Annotated in this window: 25 protein-coding genes and 2 rRNA genes; 19 read left to right on the top strand and 8 right to left on the bottom strand. The window is 69.7% G+C overall.

Going from position 1 to position 21,373, the window contains the following annotated elements:
• The 3 genes from BLQ91_RS20450 to BLQ91_RS20440 form a co-directional block, all read left to right on the top strand.
• Positions 1 to 109 (top strand): 23S ribosomal RNA (locus tag BLQ91_RS20450); the annotation flags it as partial.
• A 112-nt stretch (positions 110 to 221) separates the two neighbouring features.
• A 5S ribosomal RNA gene (gene rrf / locus BLQ91_RS20445) occupies positions 222 to 338 on the top strand.
• A 107-nt stretch (positions 339 to 445) separates the two neighbouring features.
• Complete coding sequence (locus BLQ91_RS20440; RefSeq protein WP_090098652.1) at positions 446 to 1,288, top strand: GNAT family N-acetyltransferase; 843 nt, start codon at positions 446 to 448, stop codon at positions 1,286 to 1,288.
• A 68-nt stretch (positions 1,289 to 1,356) separates the two neighbouring features.
• Here the strand turns inward: BLQ91_RS20440 and BLQ91_RS20435 are convergent, their stop codons facing one another.
• Positions 1,357 to 1,806, bottom strand: a complete 450-nt coding sequence (locus BLQ91_RS20435; protein WP_090098650.1) for an Lrp/AsnC family transcriptional regulator — start codon at positions 1,804 to 1,806, stop codon at positions 1,357 to 1,359.
• 80 nt (positions 1,807 to 1,886) lie between these two features.
• Here BLQ91_RS20435 and BLQ91_RS20430 point away from each other — a divergent pair, with 80 nt between their 5' ends.
• From BLQ91_RS20430 to BLQ91_RS20405, 6 genes are all read left to right on the top strand, one after another.
• Positions 1,887 to 2,318: a rhodanese-like domain-containing protein gene (locus BLQ91_RS20430; RefSeq protein ID WP_090098649.1), complete on the top strand. Its 432-nt coding sequence runs from the start codon at positions 1,887 to 1,889 to the stop codon at positions 2,316 to 2,318.
• A gap of 24 nt (positions 2,319 to 2,342) precedes the next feature.
• Positions 2,343 to 3,098, top strand: coding sequence for a type 1 glutamine amidotransferase (locus BLQ91_RS20425; protein ID WP_090098647.1), 756 nt, complete (start codon positions 2,343 to 2,345; stop codon positions 3,096 to 3,098).
• Between the two features lie 86 nt (positions 3,099 to 3,184).
• Positions 3,185 to 4,318 carry an inorganic phosphate transporter gene (locus BLQ91_RS20420; RefSeq protein WP_090098645.1) on the top strand — a complete coding sequence of 378 codons (1,134 nt, stop codon included), beginning with the start codon at positions 3,185 to 3,187 and terminating at the stop codon, positions 4,316 to 4,318.
• On the top strand, positions 4,315 to 4,500 hold the full coding sequence (locus BLQ91_RS20415) for a hypothetical protein (protein WP_090098643.1): 186 nt from the start codon (positions 4,315 to 4,317) through the stop codon (positions 4,498 to 4,500). Before BLQ91_RS20420 ends, BLQ91_RS20415 begins: the two co-directional genes overlap by 4 nt.
• Before the next feature lie 29 nt (positions 4,501 to 4,529).
• The gene (locus BLQ91_RS20410; RefSeq protein ID WP_090098640.1) at positions 4,530 to 7,430 is read left to right on the top strand and encodes a bifunctional [glutamine synthetase] adenylyltransferase/[glutamine synthetase]-adenylyl-L-tyrosine phosphorylase; all 2,901 of its coding nucleotides are present in this window, start codon (positions 4,530 to 4,532) and stop codon (positions 7,428 to 7,430) included.
• Entirely contained in the window at positions 7,427 to 8,359 is a 933-nt protein-coding gene (locus BLQ91_RS20405) for an NADP-dependent oxidoreductase (protein WP_176959847.1), read from the top strand. Before BLQ91_RS20410 ends, BLQ91_RS20405 begins: the two co-directional genes overlap by 4 nt.
• A 63-nt stretch (positions 8,360 to 8,422) precedes the next feature.
• Here BLQ91_RS20405 and BLQ91_RS20400 read toward each other — a convergent pair whose 3' ends face one another.
• Positions 8,423 to 8,656 (bottom strand): hypothetical protein, encoded by a 234-nt coding sequence (locus BLQ91_RS20400; RefSeq protein ID WP_090098638.1) that lies wholly within the window; start codon positions 8,654 to 8,656, stop codon positions 8,423 to 8,425.
• 102 nt (positions 8,657 to 8,758) lie between these two features.
• Between BLQ91_RS20400 and BLQ91_RS20395 the strand changes: the two genes are divergently transcribed.
• The 4 genes from BLQ91_RS20395 (at position 8,759) to BLQ91_RS20385 (ending at position 10,386) form a co-directional block, all read left to right on the top strand.
• Positions 8,759 to 9,334: a hypothetical protein gene (locus BLQ91_RS20395; RefSeq protein ID WP_143022735.1), complete on the top strand. Its 576-nt coding sequence runs from the start codon at positions 8,759 to 8,761 to the stop codon at positions 9,332 to 9,334.
• 33 nt (positions 9,335 to 9,367) lie between these two features.
• Positions 9,368 to 9,529 carry a hypothetical protein gene (locus BLQ91_RS41445; protein WP_176959846.1) on the top strand — a complete coding sequence of 54 codons (162 nt, stop codon included), beginning with the start codon at positions 9,368 to 9,370 and terminating at the stop codon, positions 9,527 to 9,529.
• Positions 9,530 to 9,546: 17 nt separating this feature from the next.
• Positions 9,547 to 10,044 carry a riboflavin biosynthesis intermediates N-glycosidase gene (locus tag BLQ91_RS20390; RefSeq protein WP_090098634.1) on the top strand — a complete coding sequence of 166 codons (498 nt, stop codon included), beginning with the start codon at positions 9,547 to 9,549 and terminating at the stop codon, positions 10,042 to 10,044.
• A gap of 81 nt (positions 10,045 to 10,125) precedes the next feature.
• Entirely contained in the window at positions 10,126 to 10,386 is a 261-nt protein-coding gene (locus tag BLQ91_RS20385; protein WP_090098632.1) for a hypothetical protein, read from the top strand.
• A 61-nt stretch (positions 10,387 to 10,447) separates the two neighbouring features.
• On the opposite strand, the gene glnA is transcribed toward BLQ91_RS20385, so the two are convergent.
• Positions 10,448 to 11,872 carry a type I glutamate--ammonia ligase gene (glnA, locus tag BLQ91_RS20380; RefSeq protein ID WP_090098630.1) on the bottom strand — a complete coding sequence of 475 codons (1,425 nt, stop codon included), beginning with the start codon at positions 11,870 to 11,872 and terminating at the stop codon, positions 10,448 to 10,450.
• A 169-nt stretch (positions 11,873 to 12,041) separates the two neighbouring features.
• Here glnA and BLQ91_RS20375 point away from each other — a divergent pair, with 169 nt between their 5' ends.
• A complete protein-coding gene (locus BLQ91_RS20375; protein ID WP_090098628.1) occupies positions 12,042 to 12,515 on the top strand; it encodes an RDD family protein in 474 nt (157 codons plus the stop codon).
• Positions 12,516 to 12,768: 253 nt separating this feature from the next.
• Here BLQ91_RS20375 and BLQ91_RS20370 read toward each other — a convergent pair whose 3' ends face one another.
• Complete coding sequence (locus tag BLQ91_RS20370) at positions 12,769 to 13,497, bottom strand: DUF4191 domain-containing protein (RefSeq protein WP_090098626.1); 729 nt, start codon at positions 13,495 to 13,497, stop codon at positions 12,769 to 12,771.
• An 81-nt stretch (positions 13,498 to 13,578) separates the two neighbouring features.
• On the opposite strand from BLQ91_RS20370, the gene BLQ91_RS20365 reads away from it, so the two are divergent.
• The 5 genes from BLQ91_RS20365 (at position 13,579) to BLQ91_RS20345 (ending at position 17,833) form a co-directional block, all read left to right on the top strand.
• The gene (locus tag BLQ91_RS20365) at positions 13,579 to 15,648 is read left to right on the top strand and encodes an ATP-dependent DNA helicase UvrD2 (protein ID WP_090098624.1); all 2,070 of its coding nucleotides are present in this window, start codon (positions 13,579 to 13,581) and stop codon (positions 15,646 to 15,648) included.
• Positions 15,649 to 15,800: 152 nt separating this feature from the next.
• Positions 15,801 to 16,076, top strand: coding sequence for a hypothetical protein (locus BLQ91_RS20360; protein WP_143022734.1), 276 nt, complete (start codon positions 15,801 to 15,803; stop codon positions 16,074 to 16,076).
• A 98-nt stretch (positions 16,077 to 16,174) separates the two neighbouring features.
• Positions 16,175 to 16,495 carry a WhiB family transcriptional regulator gene (locus BLQ91_RS20355; RefSeq protein ID WP_090098620.1) on the top strand — a complete coding sequence of 107 codons (321 nt, stop codon included), beginning with the start codon at positions 16,175 to 16,177 and terminating at the stop codon, positions 16,493 to 16,495.
• Positions 16,496 to 16,781: 286 nt separating this feature from the next.
• Positions 16,782 to 17,654 carry a class I SAM-dependent methyltransferase gene (locus BLQ91_RS20350; protein ID WP_090098618.1) on the top strand — a complete coding sequence of 291 codons (873 nt, stop codon included), beginning with the start codon at positions 16,782 to 16,784 and terminating at the stop codon, positions 17,652 to 17,654.
• A 35-nt stretch (positions 17,655 to 17,689) separates the two neighbouring features.
• The gene (locus BLQ91_RS20345; RefSeq protein WP_236221546.1) at positions 17,690 to 17,833 is read left to right on the top strand and encodes a hypothetical protein; all 144 of its coding nucleotides are present in this window, start codon (positions 17,690 to 17,692) and stop codon (positions 17,831 to 17,833) included.
• Between the two features lie 407 nt (positions 17,834 to 18,240).
• Here BLQ91_RS20345 and BLQ91_RS40385 read toward each other — a convergent pair whose 3' ends face one another.
• The 4 genes from BLQ91_RS40385 to BLQ91_RS41440 all read right to left on the bottom strand — a co-directional run bounded on the left by BLQ91_RS40385 (position 18,241) and on the right by BLQ91_RS41440 (position 21,178).
• Positions 18,241 to 18,783 carry a hypothetical protein gene (locus BLQ91_RS40385; RefSeq protein WP_143022733.1) on the bottom strand — a complete coding sequence of 181 codons (543 nt, stop codon included), beginning with the start codon at positions 18,781 to 18,783 and terminating at the stop codon, positions 18,241 to 18,243.
• A gap of 86 nt (positions 18,784 to 18,869) precedes the next feature.
• Positions 18,870 to 20,180 (bottom strand): ABC1 kinase family protein, encoded by a 1,311-nt coding sequence (locus BLQ91_RS20335; RefSeq protein ID WP_090098611.1) that lies wholly within the window; start codon positions 20,178 to 20,180, stop codon positions 18,870 to 18,872.
• Positions 20,177 to 20,941: a hypothetical protein gene (locus BLQ91_RS20330; RefSeq protein WP_090098610.1), complete on the bottom strand. Its 765-nt coding sequence runs from the start codon at positions 20,939 to 20,941 to the stop codon at positions 20,177 to 20,179. Before BLQ91_RS20330 ends, BLQ91_RS20335 begins: the two co-directional genes overlap by 4 nt.
• An 81-nt stretch (positions 20,942 to 21,022) precedes the next feature.
• Positions 21,023 to 21,178 carry a DUF5679 domain-containing protein gene (locus tag BLQ91_RS41440; RefSeq protein WP_166056119.1) on the bottom strand — a complete coding sequence of 52 codons (156 nt, stop codon included), beginning with the start codon at positions 21,176 to 21,178 and terminating at the stop codon, positions 21,023 to 21,025.
• Positions 21,179 to 21,373: the final 195 nt, after the last annotated feature.

Raw genomic sequence — 21,373 nt, 5'->3', positions numbered from 1 at the left:
CCCTTTGTGGGTTAAGGCCCCCAGCTAGACCACTGGGTTGATAGGCCAGAGGTGGAAGACCGGTAACGGTTGGAGCTGACTGGTACTAATAGGCCGAGGACTTGTTACGAAGACGCTACGCATCCACTGTGCGGTTCTGGAAGAACAACCAGAACCGATCGAACCCGCTGGCAGACGAGAGTGTGCTGGTTCGGGGTTCAGGTTGAACATTTCCATAGTGTTTCGGTGGTTATAGCGTTGGGGAAACACCCGGTCCCATTCCGAACCCGGTAGTTAAGCCCTTCTGCGCCGATGGTACTGCACTGGTTACGGTGTGGGAGAGTAGGTCGCCGCCGAACATTCTTTCCAGAAGACCCCTGAGGGTCGAGCACTTCGGTGCTCCCCTCAGGGGTCTTCTGCGTGTCCGGGTGCTGATTTCGCTTGCCCGCCCTGATCTGATGGACCCATGGACGCGGTCGTGCACGCCACTCTGGACTCGTTCGACGCCGTCACCCACGATCGGCTCGCAGCCGATCCGGTGCGCAACACCGTGGCTTTGACGTCACTGCACCGGATCCGCAGCCTGCCGGGCGAGGACTTCCCGACTCTCATCACCTTCCACGAGGGCGACGAGGTCGTCGGCTCCCTGGTCCGCACCCCGCCCTGGCCGTTCCAGACGGCCGACCTCCCGCTGACCGCGGTGGAGCTGGCCGTCCAGGTGGCCGCGAAGATCGACCCGGACGCTCCGGGGGTGACCGGTCCGCGGGACAGGTCCGAGGCGTTCGCCACAGCGACCGGCAGGCCGTACACCGAGTCACTGGCCACGAGGCTCTACCGCCTGGGCACCCTCGCCCCGCCCACCGTCGAGGGCGCCGGCCGCCTGGCCACCGAGGACGACGTCGAACTCCTGGGCGCCTGGCGCGAGTCGTTCCTCGCCGAGGCCGTGCCGCGGAACCCGAGCGGTCCGGCCACCGAAGCCATGCGCAGCTCGCTGCGCCTCGGCAACGGCCACGCCCTCTGGGAGGTGGGCGGAACCCCGGTCGCCTGGGCCGCGGCCAGCCTCCCGCAGATCGGCATGAGCAGGATCGGTCCGGTCTACACGCCGCCCGAACACCGCAGGCACGGCTTCGGCGCCGCGGTCAGCGCCCTGGCCAGCCGCTGGGCCCTCGACCGGGGTGCGACCGACGTGCTGCTGTTCGCGGACCTGACCAACCCGATCTCGAACTCGATCTACCAGCGCATCGGGTACCAGCCACTCGACGACTGGGCGGAGTTCTGGTGGAGGCACGACAGCGGGACGACGACCTGATCACCGGGTGGCGGGTTCGATAGCCGACAGACGCGCGACGGACAGCCGTCGGTCGGAGAACGCCCGGCTCAGCCGAACAGCTCGGGCGAGAGCGGCCGGTTGCGGACGTGCGAGGAGAACACGAGCGAGGTGGTGGTGTCGCCGTACCGCTGCATCACCTCGACGAGTTCCTCCAGCTCCACCATCGACCGGCAGACGACCCGCAGCAGCCAGCAGTCGTCGCCGGTCACGTGGTCGGCGTCGAGGACCTGAGGCAGCACCAGCACCTGCGAGCGGAACCGCGGCGTGTCCAGCGACCGGACCCGCACCCGCACGATCGACTCGATCGGCAGGCCCAGGCGGGACGGCGACACGACCGCGGTGAAGCCGGTGATGACGCCGAGCGACTCCAGGCGGCGCACCCGTTCGGTCACCGCCGGCGCGGACAACGACACCTCACGTCCCAGCGCGGTGAACGACATCCGTCCGTCCTGCTGCAACAACGACAGGATCTTCCAGTCCACACCGTCCAGTTCCACCTGGAAATCATAGGGAGATCGGTTCGAACGGCTGGACTTCCGCATGTCCGAAGAGGACCGGCGGCAGCAGGATCACAGGCATGACGAACGCACTGCGCTTCCCCGCCGCCGACCCGCGGACCGCCGCCACCCACTTCGCCGCCGAACTCGCGTTCGAGGCCGACCCCGACGACGTCCACCGCGACCTCCGCAACGGCACCACCGCCGGCTACGTCCTGGTGGAGACGCGCGCTCCCGAGGCGTTCGCGCAGGCGCGCATCCCCGGCGCGATCAACCTGCCCTACCGGGACCTGCCCGACGAGCTCGACCTCGACCCGGACCTCGTCTACATCTGCTACTGCGAGAGCTTCCAGTGCAACGCCGCCACCAAGGGCGCCCTCGCGCTCTCGGAGAGGGGGTACCGCGTGAAGCGGCTCTCCGGCGGCATCACGGCGTGGCGGGAGGCGGGTTACCCGATCGAGTCGGACGAGGTCACCGGTTCGGGTGTTTCCAAGGTCGCGTGTCACTGTTGACCTACGCCCACCTAGGCTCGGTGCGTGAACGCACCACGTCTGCTCGTCCTGCAGCCCTCGGAGTCCGACCCGCTGGCCAAGCTCGGCGGGTGGCTCGAGGCCGAGGGGGTCGAGCTCGACCTCGTGCCGCTGAAGGAGCAGCCCGCGCCGGCGGACCTCGACGGCTACCAGGGCGTCATCTGCCTCGGCGGTGAGATGGGCGCGCTCGACGACCTCGAGCACCCGTGGCTCGCGGACGCCCGCAGGCTGCTGTCCGGCGCGGTGTCGAAGAGGTTGCCCACGCTTGCGATCTGCCTCGGTGCGCAGCTGCTCGCGGCCGCCACGGGTGGTCAGGTGCGCAAGGGGCCGCAGGGGCCGGAGGTCGGGGTGCTGCTCGTGGCCAAGCGGGACGCCGCCGCCGGCGACCCGCTGTTCGCCGACCTGCCCTTCACGCCCGACGTGCTGCAGTTCCACAACGACGAGGTGCACCTGCTGCCGCCCGGCGCGGAACAGCTCGCGGCGTCCCCGAAATACCCGAACCAGGCGTTCCGGGTCGGTGAAAGCGCTTACGGCCTGCAGTTCCACATCGAGACGACGCCGGAAATCGTCCTGAACTGGGCAGCGAAGGACCCGGATTCGGCGGCGTGTGCTCGGGCGCACCACTTCGACCAGGAGTTCCTGGAGGAAGCGCACCGCGACCTCGAAGAGGTGTGGCAGCCGTTCGTCGCGAGATTTGCGAAGCTGGTGCGAGGAGATCTGTCGCCCGCGGGACGTTTGGGCACACAACTTCCGTTGGTGTGACGTTACTTTCGTAGGTTTTAAGACATCCTCCGTTGGCGGTACCGTAATCTCCTGGACAGCTTGTTCGATCCAGCCGGAGGATCACTGTGGATCCCGCTCTTGTAGTGATCATCGTCGTCATCACTGCTCTCATCTTCGACTTCACGAACGGGTTCCACGACACGGCCAACGCCATGGCCACCTCCATCGCCACGGGTGCGCTCAAGCCCCGCACGGCGGTCGCGTTGTCGGCGGTGCTCAACCTCGTGGGCGCGTTCCTGTCCGTCGAGGTGGCCAAGACCATCTCCGGCGGGATCGTCGACGACGCCCAGATCACACCCGCCATCATCTTCGGCGGGCTCGTCGGTGCGATCATGTGGAACCTCGTCACGTGGTACGTCGGCCTGCCGTCCAGCTCCTCGCACGCGTTGTTCGGCGGCCTGATCGGCGCCGCCTGGGTCGCGTCCGGTGTGGACGCCATCCACTTCGCGAAGGTCGTCGACAAGGTCCTGGTGCCCGCGATCGTCGCGCCGCTCGTCGCCGGTCTGGTCGCGGCCATCGCCACGATCGTCGTCTACCGGCTCAAGAAGGCCGCCGACCCGCGCGTCTCGCACACCGGCTTCAAGGTCGGCCAGGTCGCGTCCGCCTCGCTCGTCTCCCTCGCGCACGGCACGAACGACGCGCAGAAGACGATGGGCATCATCACGCTCGCGCTGATCACGTCCGGTTCGCTCGCGCCCGGCTCCGGCCCGCCCACCTGGGTGATCGTCAGCGCCGGTCTCGCGATCGCGCTCGGCACCTACCTCGGCGGCTGGCGCATCACGCACACGATGGGCCGTGGTCTCACGACCATCGAGCCCGCCCAGGGCTTCGCGGCGCAGACCTCGACCGCCACGGCGATCCTCGCGTCCTCGCACCTCGGCTTCGCACTGTCCACCACGCACGTCGCGTCCGGCGGCATCATGGGCTCCGGCCTCGGCCGCGACCGGCACGGCGTCAGGTGGGGCACGATGGGCAAGATGGCCGCCGGGTGGCTGCTCACGCTCCCCGCCGCCGGCACCGTCGGCGCGCTGGCCGGCAAGTGGGCCTCCAGCGGCACCACCGGCGTCATCGGTGTCGCCGTCATCGGTTCGGCCGTGTCGATCGGCATCTGGCTGCTGTCGCGGCGCGAGCCGGTCAAGCCCGAGCACATCGTCGACGAGGTCGCCGCCCAGGCCGAGCTGCACAAGGTGGCGGCATGACCGTCAACTGGGTCGCGCTGCTGCAGGTCTTCGGCGCCACGCTGCTCGCCACGGTCGTCGTCGTGACGTTGTTCGTCCTCGGCATCCGCGCGTTGTCCGGTGACAAGAAGGTTCCCGCGTACGCGAGCTTCGCGGGTTGCGTCGCCGTCGTGCTCTACGGACTTTCACTGATCGTCTTCTGACACCGTGAGGGCATTAGGGTTGGCTCCTGATGAGCGAACCAGTCCGCCACGCGTCTCCAGCACGTTTCGGCCTCACCGAGCCGCGCAGCGAAGAGGTGCTGCGCGGTCTCGGCCTGTGGGCTGACCGCCGGCCCGCCGACGGCGCCGAGCCGGTGCTGTCCGCGCTGTCCCGCTGCCCCGATCCGGACCTCGCGCTGCGGGGCCTGGAACGCCTGCACCCCGTCGCCGACTGGGACGCCCTGTCGACGGCGCTGCACGAGGACGTCGTCGTGCGCGGGCGGCTGCTCGCCGTGCTCGGCTCCTCGACCGCCCTGTCGGACTTCCTCGTGGCGAACCCCGGCCGGTGGCGGTCGCTGACCGACGGCGTCGACGTCGCGCTGGAGCTCGCGGACGGCGACGTCCTGCGCACCGAGTACCGGGCGAAGCTGCTGGTCGTGGCCGCCAACGACCTGGCGCACGTCGTCGAACCCGACCTGCCGTTCGTCCCGTACGACACGGTCGCCGCGCAGCTGTCCGACCTGGCCGTGTCGGCCTTGAGAGCGTCGCTGAAGCTCGCGGAGGAACGCGTCAGCGGCGCCGACCGCTGCCGGCTCGCGGTGATCGCGATGGGCAAGTGCGGCGCGAACGAGCTCAACTACGTGAGCGACGTCGACGTGGTGTTCGTCGCGGAGGGCGACCTGGGCGTGGCCACCCGGCTGGCCAGCACGATGATGCAGATCGCCGGCCAGTCGTGCTTCGAGGTCGACGCGGCGCTGCGGCCGGAGGGCAAGGCCGGCGCGCTGGTCCGCACCCTGGACGGGCACGCGTCGTACTACAAGAAGTGGGCGCGGACCTGGGAGTTCCAGGCGCTGCTCAAGGCGCGGCCGGTCGCCGGTGACGCCGAGCTGGGGCAGGCGTACCTCGACGTCGTGCGGCCGTACGTGTGGACGGCGGCCGAGCGCGAGAACTTCGTCGAGGACGTGCAGGCCATGCGGCGCCGCGTCGAGGACCACGTGCCGACGCCGCTCGCCAACCGCGAGCTCAAGCTCGGCCGCGGTGGCCTGCGCGACGTCGAGTTCGCGGTGCAGCTGCTGCAGCTCGTGCACGGCCGTTCCGACGAGGACCTGCGGATCCAGGCGACGACGGCCGCCCTGGCCGCGCTCGGCCGGGGCGGCTACGTCGGGCGTGAGGACGCGGCCGACTTCGGGCGTTCCTACCGGTTCCTGCGCACGCTGGAGCACCGGTTGCAGCTGCAGCGGTTGCTGCGCACGCACCTCTTCCCGGCGGACGACGACGTCACGGCGTTGCGCTGGCTGGCGCGGTCCGTGGGGCTCGCGGCCGACGGGCGGAGGTCGGAGGGGCAGGTGCTGCTCGCGGAGTTCCGCAAGCACGCCAACCAGGTCCGCCGCCTGCACGAGAAGCTGTTCTACCGGCCGCTGCTGCAGTCCGTGGCGGGCGTGCCGACGGAGGCGCTGCGGCTCACCACCAAGGAGGCCGTGGCCCGGCTGGCCGCGTTGGGCTACACGTCGCCGGACGGCGCGTTGCGGCACATCCAGGCGTTGACGCACGGCATGTCGCGGCGGGCGCGCATCCAGGGTGCCCTGCTGCCGGTGCTGCTCGACCTCTTCGCCGGTACGCCCGACGCGGACGGCGGCCTGCTCGCGTACCGGAAGGTGTCCGAGGCGCTCGCGGAGACGCCCTGGTACCTGCGGCTGCTGCGGGACGAGGGCGCGGTCGTCGAACGGCTCGCGGTGCTGCTCGGCACCTCCCGTCTGGTGCCGGACCTGCTGGTGCGGGCGCCGGAGGTGCTGCGGCTGCTCGCCGACACCGAGGCGCTCGTCGGCGGTGACCCGCACCTGATCGGCAACCCGTTGCGCAGCGCGGTGTCCCGGTACGGCGACGCGGCACGGGCGATCGCGGCGGCGAGGTCGTTGCGGCGCCACGAGTTGCTGCGCATCGCGGCCGCGGACCTGCTGGGGTTCATGCCGCTGGAGACGGTGTGCGTGTCGCTGTCCGAGGTGTGGAGCGCGGTGCTGCAGAGCGCGCTCGACGCGGCGGTGCGGGCGTCCGGCGAACCCACCGCGGTGCTGTCCGTGATCGGCATGGGCCGGCTCGGCGGCCACGAGCTCGGGTACGGCTCGGACGCGGACGTGATGTTCGTGTGCCGTCCGCTCGAGGGCTTCTCCGACGACGAGGCCGTGAAGTGGTCGAGCGGGGTCGTCGAGAAGATCCGGCGGTTGCTCGGGGCGCCGTCGCTGGACCCGCCGTTGCAGGTGGACGCGGACCTGAGGCCGGAGGGCCGGCAGGGGCCGCTGGTGCGGACGCTCGACTCGTACCGCGCGTACTACCGGCAGTGGGCGGAGATCTGGGAGAAGCAGGCGCTGCTGCGGGCGCGGTTCATCGCGGGCGACGCCGCACTCGGCGCCGAGTTCGAGGAGCTGATCGCTCCGCTGCGGTACCCGCCCGAGGGGCTCGACGCGGCGTCGGTGCGGGAGATCCGGCGGATCAAGGCGCGGGTCGACGCGGAACGCCTGCCGCGCGGAGCCGACCCGAGCACGCACACCAAGCTCGGCCGCGGTGGGCTGGCGGACGTCGAGTGGACCGTGCAATTGTTGCAGCTGCAACACTCCGGTGCCGTTCCGGGCCTGCGCACACCGTCCACAATGGCGGCGATGGCGGCCGCGGTCGAGGCGGGGTTGCTGGCCGAGGAGGACGCCGCGGCGCTGACCACCGCGTGGAACCTCGCGACCCAGGCGCGCAACGCCGTGACGCTCGTGCGGGGCAAGGCTTCCGACCAGCTGCCGACGTCCGGGCGCGACCTCGTCGCGGTGGCGTCGGTGATGGGGCACCCGCCCGGCGGCGATCCGGGGGAGTTCCTCGACGAGTACCGGCGGACCACCCGTCGTGCACGTGCGGTGGCGGAGCGTGTCTTCTACGGTGAGGAACCGTGAAAGCCATCGCGCTGACCGAGTTCGGCGACGCCGAGGTCATGTCGTTGCAGGAGCTGCCCGACCCGCTGCTCGGGCCCGACCAAGTGCTGGTGGAGGTGCGTGCGGCCGGGGTGAACCCGGTGGACTACAAGATCAGAGCGGGCCACCTGCGGGGCCTGATGCCGCACCACACGCCGTTGATCCCGGGATGGGACGTCTCGGGTGTCGTGCGGGCGGTCGGCATCGGCGTGGTGGACTGGAAGCCCGGCGACGAGGTGCTCGCCTACGCGCGCAAGGACCACGTGCAGTTCGGCACCTACGCCGAGCTGGTCTCGCTGCCGGACCGCATGGTCGCGCGCAAACCGTCCACCGTGGACTTCGTGACCGCCGCCGCGCTGCCGCTGGCCGGCCTCACGGCGCTGCAGGCGTTGAAGGTCACCGGCACCGGTCCCGGTGACGTCGTGCTGGTGCACGCCGCGGCCGGCGGTGTCGGTCATCTGCAGGTGCAGATCGCGCGGGAGCTCGGCGCCTCACGCGTGCTCGGCACGGCGTCACCGCGCAACCACGAGTTCGTCCGGTCTCTGGGCGCCGAACCGGTCGCCTACGGCGATGCGCTGGTCGACGCGGTGGCGGAGGCCGTCGGCGGCGACGGCCTGGTCGACGTGGTCGTCGACAACGTGGGCGGGCTCGCGTTCGACCAGTCGTTGCGGCTGGTGCGCGAGCGGCAGCGGATGACGTCCATTGTGGACGGGCCGCGGGCGCTGGAGAACGGTGTCGTCAACACGTGGGCGAGGCCGAACGCGGAGCAGACGCAGTGGCTCGTCGACCTCGTCGCCGCCGGGAAGCTGCACGTCGAGGTGCAGCAGACTTTTCCCCTGGCGGAAGCGGTCAAGGCGCACAAGCTGCTCGAAGGTGGCCACGTGCGCGGAAAGATCGTGCTGACCGTCTGAGAACTTCAGGTGTTCCTTCAGGTTCGGGGCACTTCTCGTCGAAGTGCCCCACTCCCTGATTGATCAGTCCTCGTCGGAATCGGGGTCCACCGCCGGAGCGCTGGTGTAGACCTCGACCACCCACTCCTCGACCAGCGTGTCGGCGTCTTCGGAGTCGGGAACGAGCCGGTTGTGGACGCGAACACCGAGATCGAGCACGTCAGCGGCCTGAACCGCTTCGAGGGCCTCGGCCGCCGAGTCGACGATGTGGGTGGTGAGCAGCTGCGGAGCCGTGAATTCGGCGACATCTAGGGACACGCGCGGACACTAGCGCATTGACGTTTCACCCGATCGAGATGAGACTAGGCGCGCTCAACGGGGGAGCTGTGGGTTCGTCACGGGGGTCGAGCAGAGGAAGTCATGCAGCATCGCAAGGTCACGCGCCGAGGTAAGACCGTGATCGCCATAGCGGGCGTGGCTGTCGGAGTGCTCGCACTACTCGGCGTGATCGAGTATGCGCTGAGCGGCAACAACTCCGCCGCCCAGCCCAACGCCACCGCCACGACGACTACATCGGTCGTCGTCGAAACCCCTGACGGCGCACTGGAAACGACCGAGCCGTCCGCGGACGTGAAGGTCCAAACAGGCTCCTTCAAGCAACAGCGCGGAATGCTGACCATAGAGGTCAACCGCGTAGAAGAGGCGAACGGCCGCGTGAAGCTCTTCGTGACGGCCACGAACGCCTCGCAGGCCAGGATGACCCTCCCCGTGGTGGGGATCGCCGTCCTCGACGACCTGAACCGCACCTACGCGGCGTCGAGCAGCAAGTGGGACGGTCTCGTCACGCAGGGCACCACCGAGTCCGGCATCGTCGTCCTCGACGAGAAGCTCGGCGCGGGTGTGAAGTCGCTCACCCTGACGTTCTCGTCGATCTCCGGCCAGTTCGCCCCGACCGGCGCCGCGATCACGATCAGCGGTATTCCGCTGCCGAAGTGATTCCACGCGGTTTCGCGCGGGTACGTCTGGTGCATGACTCAACGCGGAAGTGACACCCACGGCTTCGCGAAGGACGACTACCTGAAGAAGGAGATCGAGAACGAGCTCCGTGCCAACGGCCCGACGCGCGCCGAGGCGTGGCGCGAGCCGGAGATGCCCGAGCCGGACGAACGGCCGGAGGAATCTCTCGGCTAGCTCGCTAGCCTGACTCTGTGAAGTACCTGTTCTTCTGGGGCCACCAGCCCGAACGAGACGGCAGCGTCGGCAAGGGCTGCCTGTCGCAGTGGTGGCCGTGCACGTTCGTCGCCGACGGCCGGGAGTTCGCGTCCGCCGAGCACTACATGATGTGGCGCAAGGCGTTGCTCTTCGGCGACACCACCGCGGCCTCCGAGGTCCTCGCCGCACGCACCCCCGCTGAGGCGAAGACCTTGGGCCGCGTGGTGGCCGGCTTCGACGACGACACCTGGGTCTCCGCGCGCTTGGAGATCGTGGTCGAGGGCAACCTCGCCAAGTTCGGCCAGGACCCCGCCCTGCGCTCCTACCTGCTCGCCACCGGCTCCCGCGTGCTGGTCGAGGCGAGCCCGCTGGACCGCGTCTGGGGCATCGGCCTCGCGGCGGACGACCCGCGAGCCCAGGACCCCGCCACGTGGCAGGGCCTCAACCTCCTCGGCGAAGCCCTGATGGAGGTCCGCTCCCGCCTGGCGGGATGACGAACACCGTCCACTGCGGCACCTGAACCTCCCGCGCCCGCCACGCGTGTCTGAAGGCGTTGGCGAAGCAGGGGAGGAACGATGTTCAGCTACTCGGGACCGGCACGGCTCGTCTACGCCGACGGCAACGCGGCCGAGCTGGACCGCGTCGACCTGATCGAGACCGAGACCAACGGCCTCTGGCGGCTCTCCGGCGCCGGCACGGCCGCGGAGGAGCTCACCGCGGGCGAGGCCCGGATCAAGCTGGTGACCGGCGGCGAGGCCGACGTGCTGGTCTCGAACGTGCGGGTCAGCGAGAGTGTTCGAGGCGTGTCGTGCACCGTGACGCTGGCCGGTGCGTGAGGCCGTGAAAGCCGGAAGGCCCGGCGGGAGATCCCACCGGGCCTTCGCGAAGAGCCGCCGATCACACGTCGTAGTAGAGGGCGAACTCGTAGGGGTTCGGGCGCAGGCGCAGCGGGTCGATCTCCTGCTCGCGCTTGTACGAGATCCAGGTGTCGATCACGTCCGGCGTGAACACGCCGCCCTCGAGCAGGAACTCGTGATCGGCCTCGAGGTTGTCGAGCACGGCGTCCAGGGTCGCGGGGACCTGCTTGACGTCGCGGGCCTCCTCGGGCGGGAGCTCGTAGAGGTCCTTGTCGATCGGGGCCGGCGGCTCGATCTTGTTCTTCACGCCGTCGAGGCCCGCCATGACCATCGCCGAGAAGGCGAGGTACGGGTTGCCCGAGGAGTCGGGGCAGCGGAACTCGATGCGCTTGGCCTTCGGGTTGTTGCCCGTGATCGGGATGCGGACGCACGCCGAGCGGTTGCGCTGGGAGTAGACCAGCGAGACCGGGGCCTCGTAGCCCGGGACCAGGCGGTGGTAGGAGTTCACCGTCGGGTTGGTGAACGCCAGCAGCGACGGCGCGTGGTGCAGGATGCCGCCGATGTAGTGGCGGGCGGTGTCGGACAGGCCCGCGTAGCCGCTCTCGTCGTGGAACAGCGGCGCGCCGTCCTTCCACAGCGACTGGTGCGTGTGCATGCCCGAGCCGTTGTCGCCGAACAGGGGCTTCGGCATGAAGGTGACGGTCTTGCCGGCCTGCCAGGCGGTGTTCTTGATGATGTACTTGAACAGCATCAGGTCGTCCGCGGCGTGCAGCAGCGTGTTGAACTTGTAGTTGATCTCGGCCTGGCCGCCGGTGCCCACCTCGTGGTGCGCGCGCTCGACCGTGAAGCCCTGGGCCTCCATGTTGAGGACCATCTGGTCGCGCAGGTCGGCGTAGTGGTCGTTCGGGGTGACCGGGAAGTAGCCGCCCTTGTACTTGACCTTGTAGCCGAGGTTGCCGCCCTCTTCCTCACGGCCGGTGTTCCACCAGCCGGAGACCGCGTCGATCTTGTGGAACGAGGAGTTCCCGGTGGTGTCGAACTGGATCGAGTCGAAGATGTAGAACTCCGCCTCGGCACCGAAGTACGCGGTGTCGGCGATGCCCGAGTCGGTGATGTACTGCTCGGCCTTGCGCGCGATGTTGCGCGGGTCGCGGCTGTACGCCTCACGCGTGAACGGGTCGTGCACGAAGAAGTTCACGATGAGCGTCTTCTCGATCCGGAACGGGTCGAGGCGCGCGGTGTAGAGGTCGGGCAGCAGCAGCATGTCCGACTCGTGGATGGACTGGAAGCCGCGCACGGAGGAGCCGTCGAAGGCGAGACCCTCTTCGATGGCGTCTGCGTCGAACGCCTTCGCCGGCAGCGTGAAGTGCTGCATCACGCCCGGCAGGTCGCTGAACCGCACGTCGACGAACTTGACGCCCTCGTCGGTGATGAACTTCAGCACCTCGTCGGAATTCTTGAACACCCTCGTCGACTCCTTGACTATGGACAACGGCTTGTCATCACGAGCGACCGTATGTCGGCGGTGTTGCCCGTCCGTCACTCGGATGTTTCGCCAGTGTTAACGGGGACGTCCCAGGGGGCAAGGCGACCTGCCGGTCCTCACCCCGCGTTCACGGGCTTACTCTGGAGGAGTGAGCAGGTGGACCGGTTCGTGGCTGTCAGGACCCAACTCGGTGCTGTCCCCGGGTGACGACTCGAACGACGGCACGCAGCAGCGCTGGCGTGGCGAGCGTCATGGCTTCCCGGAGAAGGGGCCGGGCTCGATCGCCTCGATCGGGCGGCGCACGTTCGCCATCCTGGTCGACTTCCTCCTCTCCGCGGGTGTCGCGGCCGTGTTCACGCAGCCCGACCTGCCGAAGAACTGGAGCCTGCTGGCCTGGTTCGTCATCACCGTGGTCGCGGTCGCGTTCTTCGGCTTCACGCCGGGGCACGCGCTGCTCGGCCTGCGGGTGGCGCGCATCGACGGCAAGACGTTCGTGCACCTGCCCCGCGCGCTGCTGCGGACCGTGCTCATCTTCCCGCTGATCCCGGCGCTGGTCTGGGACTCGGACGGGCGGTGCCTGCACGACAAGGCCGCCGGCACCGTCGTCATCAAGGTGCGCTGACCCGCGCCGGAACCGGCCGGGCACCACGCCGACCTCCCGTCTGAACGCCGCCGCGAGACGAACTCGGACCGGTAGCCGACCTGGCGCGCGACCGAGGCGAGCCTCGCCGTCGCGCAGCATCCGCGCCTGGCCGCGGTCGAGCCGGTAGGCGCCGCACACCAGGTGCATCGGCGTCGGTCATCGGGGCCTGACGCGGAACGGCGCCCGTCCCCGCAGGTGGGAGACGAGCGCCGTTCCAGTGAGAACTTCGAGGTCAGCGGCGACGCAGGGTGCGCTGGACGTTGCGCATCTTGGCGCCCGCCGGCATCGGGCCCTTCGGCAGGGCGGCGCCGCGGCTGGCCAGCGCGGCGAGACGGGTCTCGAGCGTGTCGACCTGGGCAGCCGTGATGTTGCGCGGCAGCTTCATCAGCGTCGACTGCAGCTTCTTCAGCGGGACCTGGCCCTCCTCGGAGCCGATGATGAAGTCGTAGATCGGGGTCTCGCCGACGACGCGCGCGATGCGCTTCTTCTCCTGCGCGAGGAGCGGCTTCACGCGCTGCGGGGCGCCCTCGGCGACCAGGACGACGCCCGGCCGGCCCAGCACGCGGTGCACGGCGTCGAGTTGGGTGGTGCCCGCGACGGCGGGCGTCACGCGCCAGCGGCCACGCAGGTTCTCCAGCGCCCACGCGCCCGCGCCCGGCTGGCCGTCCGCCTTGCGGAAGACGTTGCTCTGGACGCGGCGGCCGAAGATGATCACGGCCAGCAGCGCGCCGATGGCGACGCCCAGCGGCACGAACATCCAGACCGCGTTGAAGACCAAGCCGAGGACCACGGCGATCGCGGTGACGCCGAGCAGGGTGCCCAGCATCAGCGGAACGAGCGCCTTGTCCTCGCGGCGCTGCATCTTGAACGCCTCGAAGATCTGCTTGCGCCGCTCGCGTGATGCCGCGCGACGAACCTTCGCCGCTTCCTTGGCAGCCGCCTTGTCCTGCTTACCAGCCATACCCACAGGATACTGGCCGGGTTGGACGAACACAGCGGGCTCCCGCAAGAACTCAGCCCGGCCATCTGCGAGACTGCCGGCATGGACGCGTTGCTCGAGGGTCTCGATCCGGAACAGCGCGCAGCGGTCGAGGCGCCCCGCGGCCCGGTCTGCGTGCTCGCGGGCGCCGGCACCGGCAAGACGCGCACCATCACGCACCGCATCGCCTACCTGTGCCAACGCGGTCACGTCGCCCCCTCGCAGGTCCTCGCCGTCACGTTCACCAAGCGCGCGGCGGGGGAGATGCGCACCCGTCTGCGTTCCCTCGACGTGCACGGCGCACAGGCCGTGACGTTCCACGCCGCCGCGTCGCGCCAGCTGCGCTACTTCTGGCCGCGGGTCATCGGCGGCCCGCGCTGGGAGCTCGTCGACCAGAAGATCCGCGTCGTCGCCCGTGCCGCGACCCGGCTGGGCCTGCCGACCGAGGCGGACGCGCTGCGCGACCTGACCAGCGAGATCGAGTGGGCGAAGGCGTCGCTGCTGACGCCCGAGGACTACCCGGTCGCCGCCGAGCGTGCCGCCAGGGACATCCCGGCGCCCGCCGAGCAGATCGTGAAGCTCTACGCGACCTACGAGCAGCTCAAGAACGAGGCGCAGCTGCTCGACTTCGACGACCTGCTTCTCTACACGGCGGGCGCGCTGGAGGACAACGCCGAGGTCGCGCAGGAGTTCCGCGACCGCTACCGCTGCTTCGTCGTCGACGAGTACCAGGACGTGACGCCGCTGCAGCAGCGCGTGCTCGACTCGTGGCTCGGCAACCGCGACGACCTGACCGTCGTCGGCGACGCGAACCAGACCATCTACTCGTTCGCGGGCGCCTCGCCGCAGCCGCTGCTCAACTTCGGGCGGCGGTTCCCCGAGGCGGTCGTCGTGCGGCTGGAGCGCGACTACCGGTCGACGCCCCAGGTCGTCGAACTGGCCAACGACGTCATCAAGTGGGCGCGCGGACGTCCCGCGGGCTCGCGGCTGCAGCTGATCGGGCAGCGTCCGGACGGCCCCAAGCCGCGCTTCCACGAGTTCGACGACGAGCCGGCCGAGGCCGACGCCGTCGCGGGCCGCGTCAAGACGTTGCTCGACGAGGGCGTCGCGGCCTCCGAGATCGCGATCCTCTACCGCGTCAACGCGCAGTCCGAGGTGTACGAGCAGGCGCTCGCCTCGCTCGGCATCCCGTACCTGGTGCGCGGTGGCGAGCGCTTCTTCGAGCGCGCCGAGGTGCGCCAGGCGATGATCACGCTCCGCTCGGCGGGCGAGGTCTCCGGCAGCCTGCCCGAGGTCGTCCGGTCGGTGCTGAGCCGCGTCGGCCTGACCGACGAACCGCCGACGGGTGGTTCCGCGCGCGAACGCTGGGAGTCGCTGCTCGCACTCGTCGAGCTCGCCGAGGAGTTCGCCGTGTCCTCTCCCGAGGCCGACCTGCCGCGGTTCTGCGTCGAGCTGGACCTGCGTGCCGAGGCGCAGCACCCGCCGACGGTCGAAGGCGTGACGCTCGCGTCGCTGCACGCCTCGAAGGGCCTGGAGTGGGACGCCGTGTTCCTCGTCGGACTGGTCGAGGGCACGATGCCGATCCAGTACGCCGATGGCGACGAGGCGAAGATCGAAGAAGAACGCCGCCTTTTGTATGTGGGCGTCACACGCGCGCGTGAGCACATCTGGCTGTCGTGGGCGCTTGCTCGCGCGGCCGGTGGACGCAAGTACCGCCGCCGCTCGCGCTTCCTCTACAGCCTCGTCCCCGAAAACCACCCGGCCGCGCGGGTATCCGGCGGCGCCCAGCGCCCTCCTCTGATGAAGAAGGAGAAACCGACCTGCCGGGTGTGCGCGTCGACCCTGGCCGAGGCGCAGGCCGTCAAGCTCGGCCGGTGCAGGTCCTGTCCGTCCGATGTGGACGAGGAACTGCTCGAGTCGTTGCGCCGCTGGCGTGCGGGACGGGCGCGGGAGCTCAAGGTGCCCGCGTACGTCGTCTTCACGGACGCCACGCTGATGGCGATCGCGGAGCAGCGACCCACGGACACGGCCGGGCTGGTGGCGATCTCCGGCATCGGCGCGTCGAAGCTCGACAAGTTCGGCGACGACGTGTTGGGGCTGGTCCGAGCCGGTGTCGGGTACTCCGCCACCTGATCGGGACAAGTTTTCTTAAATAGGTTGCGAGCCTCAGGTACGGGGTCATAACCTGCTCATGCCGGGTCCGGAGGACCCGTCTGGGGAAGAAGAACTACTACTACACGCTCTAGCTCTCTGCAGCAGAGCTCTCTATGGAGGAGGTGGCCGTCGTGAAGCTCTTCATGACTTCGCGCGCGCTCGGCCTCCCCGTGTCCGAGGGCTTCTGCGCGTCTGCCGACGCCCAGGCCATGTGGCAGCAGTCTGCCCTGGAGCCAGTGGCATTGCCGACCCGCGAGCGGGCCACCGGACTGCGCGCCACCGCCCTCGGCGGCGGCGAACTGCGCAGCGAGCAGCCGATTGTCGCGCTGCCGGTGATCGATGCCGTCCACAACTACACGAATGCGCCGTCCGCGCATCAAGTGAGAAGGTTCCTGCCGACCCCATAAGAGGGTCGAAGGACCACCAGGCTCACGAAGGCCGCGGACTCGCACAGAGTCCGCGGCCTTCGTGTTTTTGCGGTACCCCACACAAGGAGAAAACCCTGATGTTGACCGCGACTGTCCCGCTCACGGGCGAGACACTTCCGGACCTCGCGGAGGGGCTCGACATCCCCTGCCGCACGCACAACCCCGACCTCTGGTTCGCTGACGCGCCGGCCGACCTCGAGAAGGCGAAGGCCTTCTGCGGGACCTGCCCGGTGCTGGCCGAGTGCCTCGCCGGCGCGGTCGCCCGTCACGAGCCGTGGGGCGTCTGGGGTGGAGAGATCTTCGAGCGCGGTGTCGTCATCGCGCGGAAGCGGCCGCGTGGCCGTCCGCGCAAGGACGCGTCCGTCGTCACTGCCAGCAAGACGGAGGCGGCAGCGTGAACACCGTGCAGCTCAACCACAGCGCAATGCCCGCCTACCTGAACGAGGGCCTCACACCCATGTCTCTGAATGAAGAACTCGTACGAATACGAATACAAGAAGCCCAGAGGTTCGCGGAAGAGCAACGCCTGGCGAACCGCCTCGCGTCAGCGCAACGTTGGCGCAGGTTGTCGCGATGGGCGGGACGCAGAGCGGCTCGCTTCGACCTCTGACAGTCTCGAGCTGAGGCCGTCATCCACGAGAAGGTGGATGGCGGCCTTGGCCGTTCCTCCGTACCGTTCCCCTTGTGCCGCACCACACCCACGACGGAATCGACTGGGCCGCCCGCCTCCACGCGATGAGGCGCTACGGCTCGCTGCAGTCGGAGGCGCTGTCCTCGGTCGCGCGCAGACTGGTCGCACCGCTGCCCGACTCCCCGGTCGTGATGGACGTCGGCTGCGGAGCCGGCTCCATGAGCGTGCCGCTGGCAGCGGCGCTGCGCGAGCACGGCGGCGGCGTCCTGGTCCTGGTCGACGCCACCCCCGAACTCCTCGACGCGGCCTGCACCGCGGCCCGCGCCGAAGCCGACGGAGCCGTGTCGGTGAAGCCGGTGCTCGCCGACCTCGCCGCCGAGGACCCGCTGTCGTTCACCGGCCCGGTCGAGCTCATCTGGGGTTCCCGGGTCGTGCACCACCTCCCTGATCAGCTGCGCGGCTTGAAACGCCTGGTCTCGGCCCTGGCCCCCGGCGGCTGGCTGGCCCTGGCGGAAGGCGGCCTCGAGACCCGCTTCCTCCCGTGGGACCTGGGCGTCGGCGAACCCGGTCTGCAGGACCGCATGGCCGCGGCCCGCGCGTCGTGGTTCGTGTCGATGCGCGAGAACATGACGGGCACCGTCCGCCTGCCGGTCGGCTGGAACGTGGCCTTGGCCGACGCGGGCCTCGGCGAGATCAGCGCCTTCAGCTTCGTCGTCGACCACCCGGCCCCGGCGAAACAACTGGTCCGCGACTGGGCCGTCGACCGCCTGACCTGGCTCGCCGACATCACCGGTCCGTCCCTGCACCCGGCCGACCGCGACGCGCTGCGCCGCCTGCTCAACCCCGCCGACTCGGAGTACTTGGGCGCCCGCGAGGACGTGTTCCTGCTGGAGACCGACACCGTCCACGTGGGACGTCGCCGGTGACGGCCCCGGCCGCGGTGTGCCACAGATGTGGGCGGATGCGTTCCTCCGTTTCCGACCTGGAGTTCCTGGCCTGGTCGTCGGAGCGGACTGGCGGGGCTGTCCGCTGGTTGTGCCACGTCTGCTCGAAGACCCACGTGCGGGACATCGAGGGGAAGTTGCCGGACGAGTACTGGCGCTGACGGCTTGTGCTGATGGACCGGTACTGACGGCTTGGTGCTGACAGCTGGCTTGGCGTTGTGCGCAGTCGCGGGTTGCGTCGACATGGGGTTGTGGGGCGCCGAGTGGCACGTGAGAGCTGGTGGTGTCGAGTGAGCGCGACGGGCACGGTTGAGTGAGGTCGGCCGACGCAGCATTGCGAGAATCCCCGCGCTCCACGCATCGCCCGAGGCGGATCACGTGGACAGGTGGCGTTGACCCGACGCGCCGACGGCGCCACCTCGGGCGGGCGGCCGGAAGCCGAGCCGGAAGTCCGTCCGTGGCACCCCATCAACCGAGCGATCCGGGGCAGCGCTCAGCAAGCCCTCGCGGTGCTGCGGACGTCGTCCAAGGCCATTTCAGCCGTCGGTGCCCCCGCCACAAGGCCTGATCAAGCCGGGTAGAGGTGACATAAGGCCTGTCTGACCAGCGCTGTTCCTCGTCGGCTGCTCACCCGCAACTCCTCCCGGAGCTCACCCGGCGAGCACAACCGAGCCCCCACCACCGCATCGAGGATCTGCACGACGGCCCGCGGGTTCGTCTCCCGCCGAGCCATGTCCACAGCGGCCCGGGCGGCCTCGACCAACCGGAGTCCATCGCGCTCCACCACACCCGGCGGCCGGGTCGTGCGTTCGAGCAGGATCCCCGGATGAGCTCTTCGCGAGTTCTCTCCCGCGAGCACGTGAATGTGCCGGGGAATGGGGAGCACCGCACCTCGGCGAGTCAATGCGTCCGCTCCCGTGATCGCCGATGAAGGCCCGGCGAAAGAAAGCACGGCTCGAAGCCGGTCGAGGCGGGTGGCTGGCGAAGGCTTGGTCAGAACCACACCGGGCAGCAACTGTTGCCACGGCCCGGCGGGTGCGCAGTGACGCCGGATCTCCCGCGGGGAGAGTCCGGATCCGAGCAGGTCAGCGGTGGTGGTGATGGATGACATGCGCCCATCGTGGCCCACCGGGACGCCCCTGGAGGGGGGCTGGCAGCCAACCTGTGGACAACTCCGCGGAGGTTCACCCGGACGAGTTAGTCGTCGAATCCAGGCTGCCAGCGGGCGACGATTTCCCGTGCGGTCACATGGGCGTCGAGCTGGCAGAGAATGCCCGTCGCTCCCATTGTCACCCGGTGGATCAGCAGGTATTGGGGCGGCAGGTTCAACGAGCGGCCGGTCTGCGAATCCGGGCTGCGCAGATCTCCCACCCGTTCGGCCTGCGACTGCAGCCAGCGGCGCGTGAAGTGGAACGACTCGGTGCGCAGCGGCTCCACGAACGGGGTCAGGTAGCCGAGCACGTCCTCGCCGTGCAGTTCCATGCCCTCGCGGATGAAGTTCTCGTTCCGCAGCAGCTCGACCAGGTCGTCGGGGCGGCCGTCCAGGGCCAGGCGGGTCATCAGGCCCAGCGTCTTCGGCAGGCCGTCGGGGAGACGGGCCACGGCCCCGAAGTCGATCACGCGCAGGCGGCCGTCCTCGCCCAGCATGAAGTTGCCGGGGTGCGGGTCGGCGTGCAGCAGGCCCGAGCGCGACGGGGCCGAGAAGTGGAACTCGGCCAGGAGCTGTCCTGCCAGGTCGCGGTCTTCCACCGAACCTTCGCGGATGATCTTCGACAGGCCGACGCCCGAGGTCCACTCGGTCACCATGACCTTGGGGGCCGAGGCGACGACGCGGGGGACCACGACGTGCGGGTCGTCTTCGAAGGCCTTGGCGAACGTCCGCTGGTTCGCGGCCTCGTCGCGGTAGTCGAGCTCCTCCAGGTACCTGTCGCGCAGCTCCTCCAGCAGGGGGCGCACGTCGGTGCCGGGCATGATCGCCTGCAGCAGCCGCGAGAACCGCAGCAGCTGCTTCAGGTCGGCGCGCAGGGCCTCGTCGGCGCCGGGGTACTGGACCTTCACCGCCACGTCGCGGCCGTCGTGCCACACGGCGCGGTGCACCTGGCCGATGGACGCCGACGCGGCGGGCTCGTCGTCGAACGACTGGAAGCGCTTCTGCCACGACGTGCCCAGCTGCTCGGCGAGCACGCGGTGGGTGGTGCGGGCCGGCATCGGCGGTGCCGCGGTCTGCAGCTTCGTCAGCGCCTCGCGGTACGGGGCCGCGAGCTCGTCGGGGACCGCCGCCTCGAACACGCTGAGCGCCTGGCCGAACTTCATGGCGCCGCCCTTGAGCTGGCCGAGCACCGCGAAGACCTGCTCCGCCGTCTTGGCCGTCACCTCGGCGTTGACCTCGTCGGCCGCGCGTCCGGTCAGTCGCTTGCCCCAGCCGCCCACCACCCGGCCCGCCACCCCGAGCGGGAGGCTCGCCAGCTTGGCGGTGCGTTGCACGGCCTTGCGCGGAATCTCGGTCACTCAGCCATGTTATGTGCGGAGCACTGACAGTCAGGGTGCGGATACCAGCTTCGCCTCTCAGCAAGTCCCGCCAGCAGGTCGAGTTCGAGAGTGGCGTTGAGCACTGCGGGCGGGGGCAGGTCGCGAACGCGGACGTAGGTCAGCGACTCCAGGACCTGCGCCACGGCCAGCGTCGCCGTCCCCGTCGCGAACAGCACGTCGGACGACGCCGGTTTGCCCACGAGCTGCGCCGCGATCACCGGCCAGGCGGGGTCTTGGTCGGTGCGGTGCAGGTCCGCGCAGTTCAGGCACGAGGTGCGACCGGGCAGGACCAGCGGCCCGACGATGCCGACGCCCTCACGGACGCGCACCGCCAAGTGCGGGGTGCGGGACGCCATGAGCGCGCTCACGACCGCCGGATCCGGCACGAGCGTGGCCGCCAGGACCGTCAGATCGGCGTGGTGGGCCAGGCGGACGCCCGATTCCGCCAGGAGCGAAGTAATTGAAAGTGCAAGGTGTCCGGCACCGATGACGGCGGCCGTCGCGCCCCTGGCGGGGGAGCCGGTGTCGAGCAGGCCGGCCTCGTCGAGCGAGTCGAGAACTTCACTCAACTGGGCGGGGTCCTCGCCCCGCGCTCGCAACCTTTCACCCAGTTCAGCGACGGTGTGGCGGCCGTCGAGCGTGATCAGCTCGTCGACCAGCGCCTCGGACAGCGAGTCGATCACCACGGCGTGCTTCGGGTCGGTGCCGACCTGGACCACGCCGGGCGCCCTGCGCACCACGGCCAGTCCTGCACGTACTCGGGGTCTGGGGTCCACAAGGGAGAGACTGGCAGGGGGCGACGCCCCCTGCCAGCGGAAACGTCAGACCTTGGCCTTGCCGAGGATGCGCGTCATCTTCGTTCCGCACACAGGGCAGGTGCCCTTGGCCATGCGGCGACCGTTGGTCTCCTCGACCTTGCCGTCGAAGTCGCGCTTCTCGCGGCACTTGACGCAGTAGCCGTTGTAGGTCTCGGCCACAGCCCCTCCCTTGCAGTTGTGAGTGCGGACACACTCGGGGACCTTGGCGCGACGGTACCTCCGCAGGCGTGCGATTGCGCGCATGTCGATCCCGCGCGTGTCCAGCCGCCGTTCGGTGGAACTTCACCCGCCGGGTGCCCGCCTGCCGCCGGTTGGGGGCGGAAAATTGTCGGTGACGCCGTTTACGGTGACTCC

The organism is Lentzea jiangxiensis, assembly GCF_900104175.1.
Lineage (GTDB): Bacteria > Actinomycetota > Actinomycetes > Mycobacteriales > Pseudonocardiaceae > Lentzea > Lentzea jiangxiensis.
Note: the sequence above shows the minus strand (reverse complement) of the source record. Positions and strands in the feature narration are given on the sequence as shown.

What these genes read in the sequence shown, in the direction of transcription:
- BLQ91_RS20440 (WP_090098652.1), top strand. Translation starts at nt 446, where the DNA reads ATGGACGCGGTCGTGCACGCCACTCTGGACTCGTTCGACGCCGTCACC.
- BLQ91_RS20430 (WP_090098649.1), top strand. Translation starts at nt 1,887, where the DNA reads ATGACGAACGCACTGCGCTTCCCCGCCGCCGACCCGCGGACCGCCGCC.
- BLQ91_RS20415 (WP_090098643.1), top strand. Translation starts at nt 4,315, where the DNA reads ATGACCGTCAACTGGGTCGCGCTGCTGCAGGTCTTCGGCGCCACGCTG.
- BLQ91_RS20410 (WP_090098640.1), top strand. Translation starts at nt 4,530, where the DNA reads ATGAGCGAACCAGTCCGCCACGCGTCTCCAGCACGTTTCGGCCTCACC.
- BLQ91_RS20395 (WP_143022735.1), top strand. Translation starts at nt 8,759, where the DNA reads ATGCAGCATCGCAAGGTCACGCGCCGAGGTAAGACCGTGATCGCCATA.
- BLQ91_RS41445 (WP_176959846.1), top strand. Translation starts at nt 9,368, where the DNA reads ATGACTCAACGCGGAAGTGACACCCACGGCTTCGCGAAGGACGACTAC.
- BLQ91_RS20385 (WP_090098632.1), top strand. Translation starts at nt 10,126, where the DNA reads ATGTTCAGCTACTCGGGACCGGCACGGCTCGTCTACGCCGACGGCAAC.
- BLQ91_RS20370 (WP_090098626.1), bottom strand. Translation starts at nt 13,497, where the DNA reads ATGGCTGGTAAGCAGGACAAGGCGGCTGCCAAGGAAGCGGCGAAGGTT.
- BLQ91_RS20365 (WP_090098624.1), top strand. Translation starts at nt 13,579, where the DNA reads ATGGACGCGTTGCTCGAGGGTCTCGATCCGGAACAGCGCGCAGCGGTC.
- BLQ91_RS20355 (WP_090098620.1), top strand. Translation starts at nt 16,175, where the DNA reads ATGTTGACCGCGACTGTCCCGCTCACGGGCGAGACACTTCCGGACCTC.
- BLQ91_RS20345 (WP_236221546.1), top strand. Translation starts at nt 17,690, where the DNA reads ATGCGTTCCTCCGTTTCCGACCTGGAGTTCCTGGCCTGGTCGTCGGAG.
- BLQ91_RS40385 (WP_143022733.1), bottom strand. Translation starts at nt 18,783, where the DNA reads ATGTCATCCATCACCACCACCGCTGACCTGCTCGGATCCGGACTCTCC.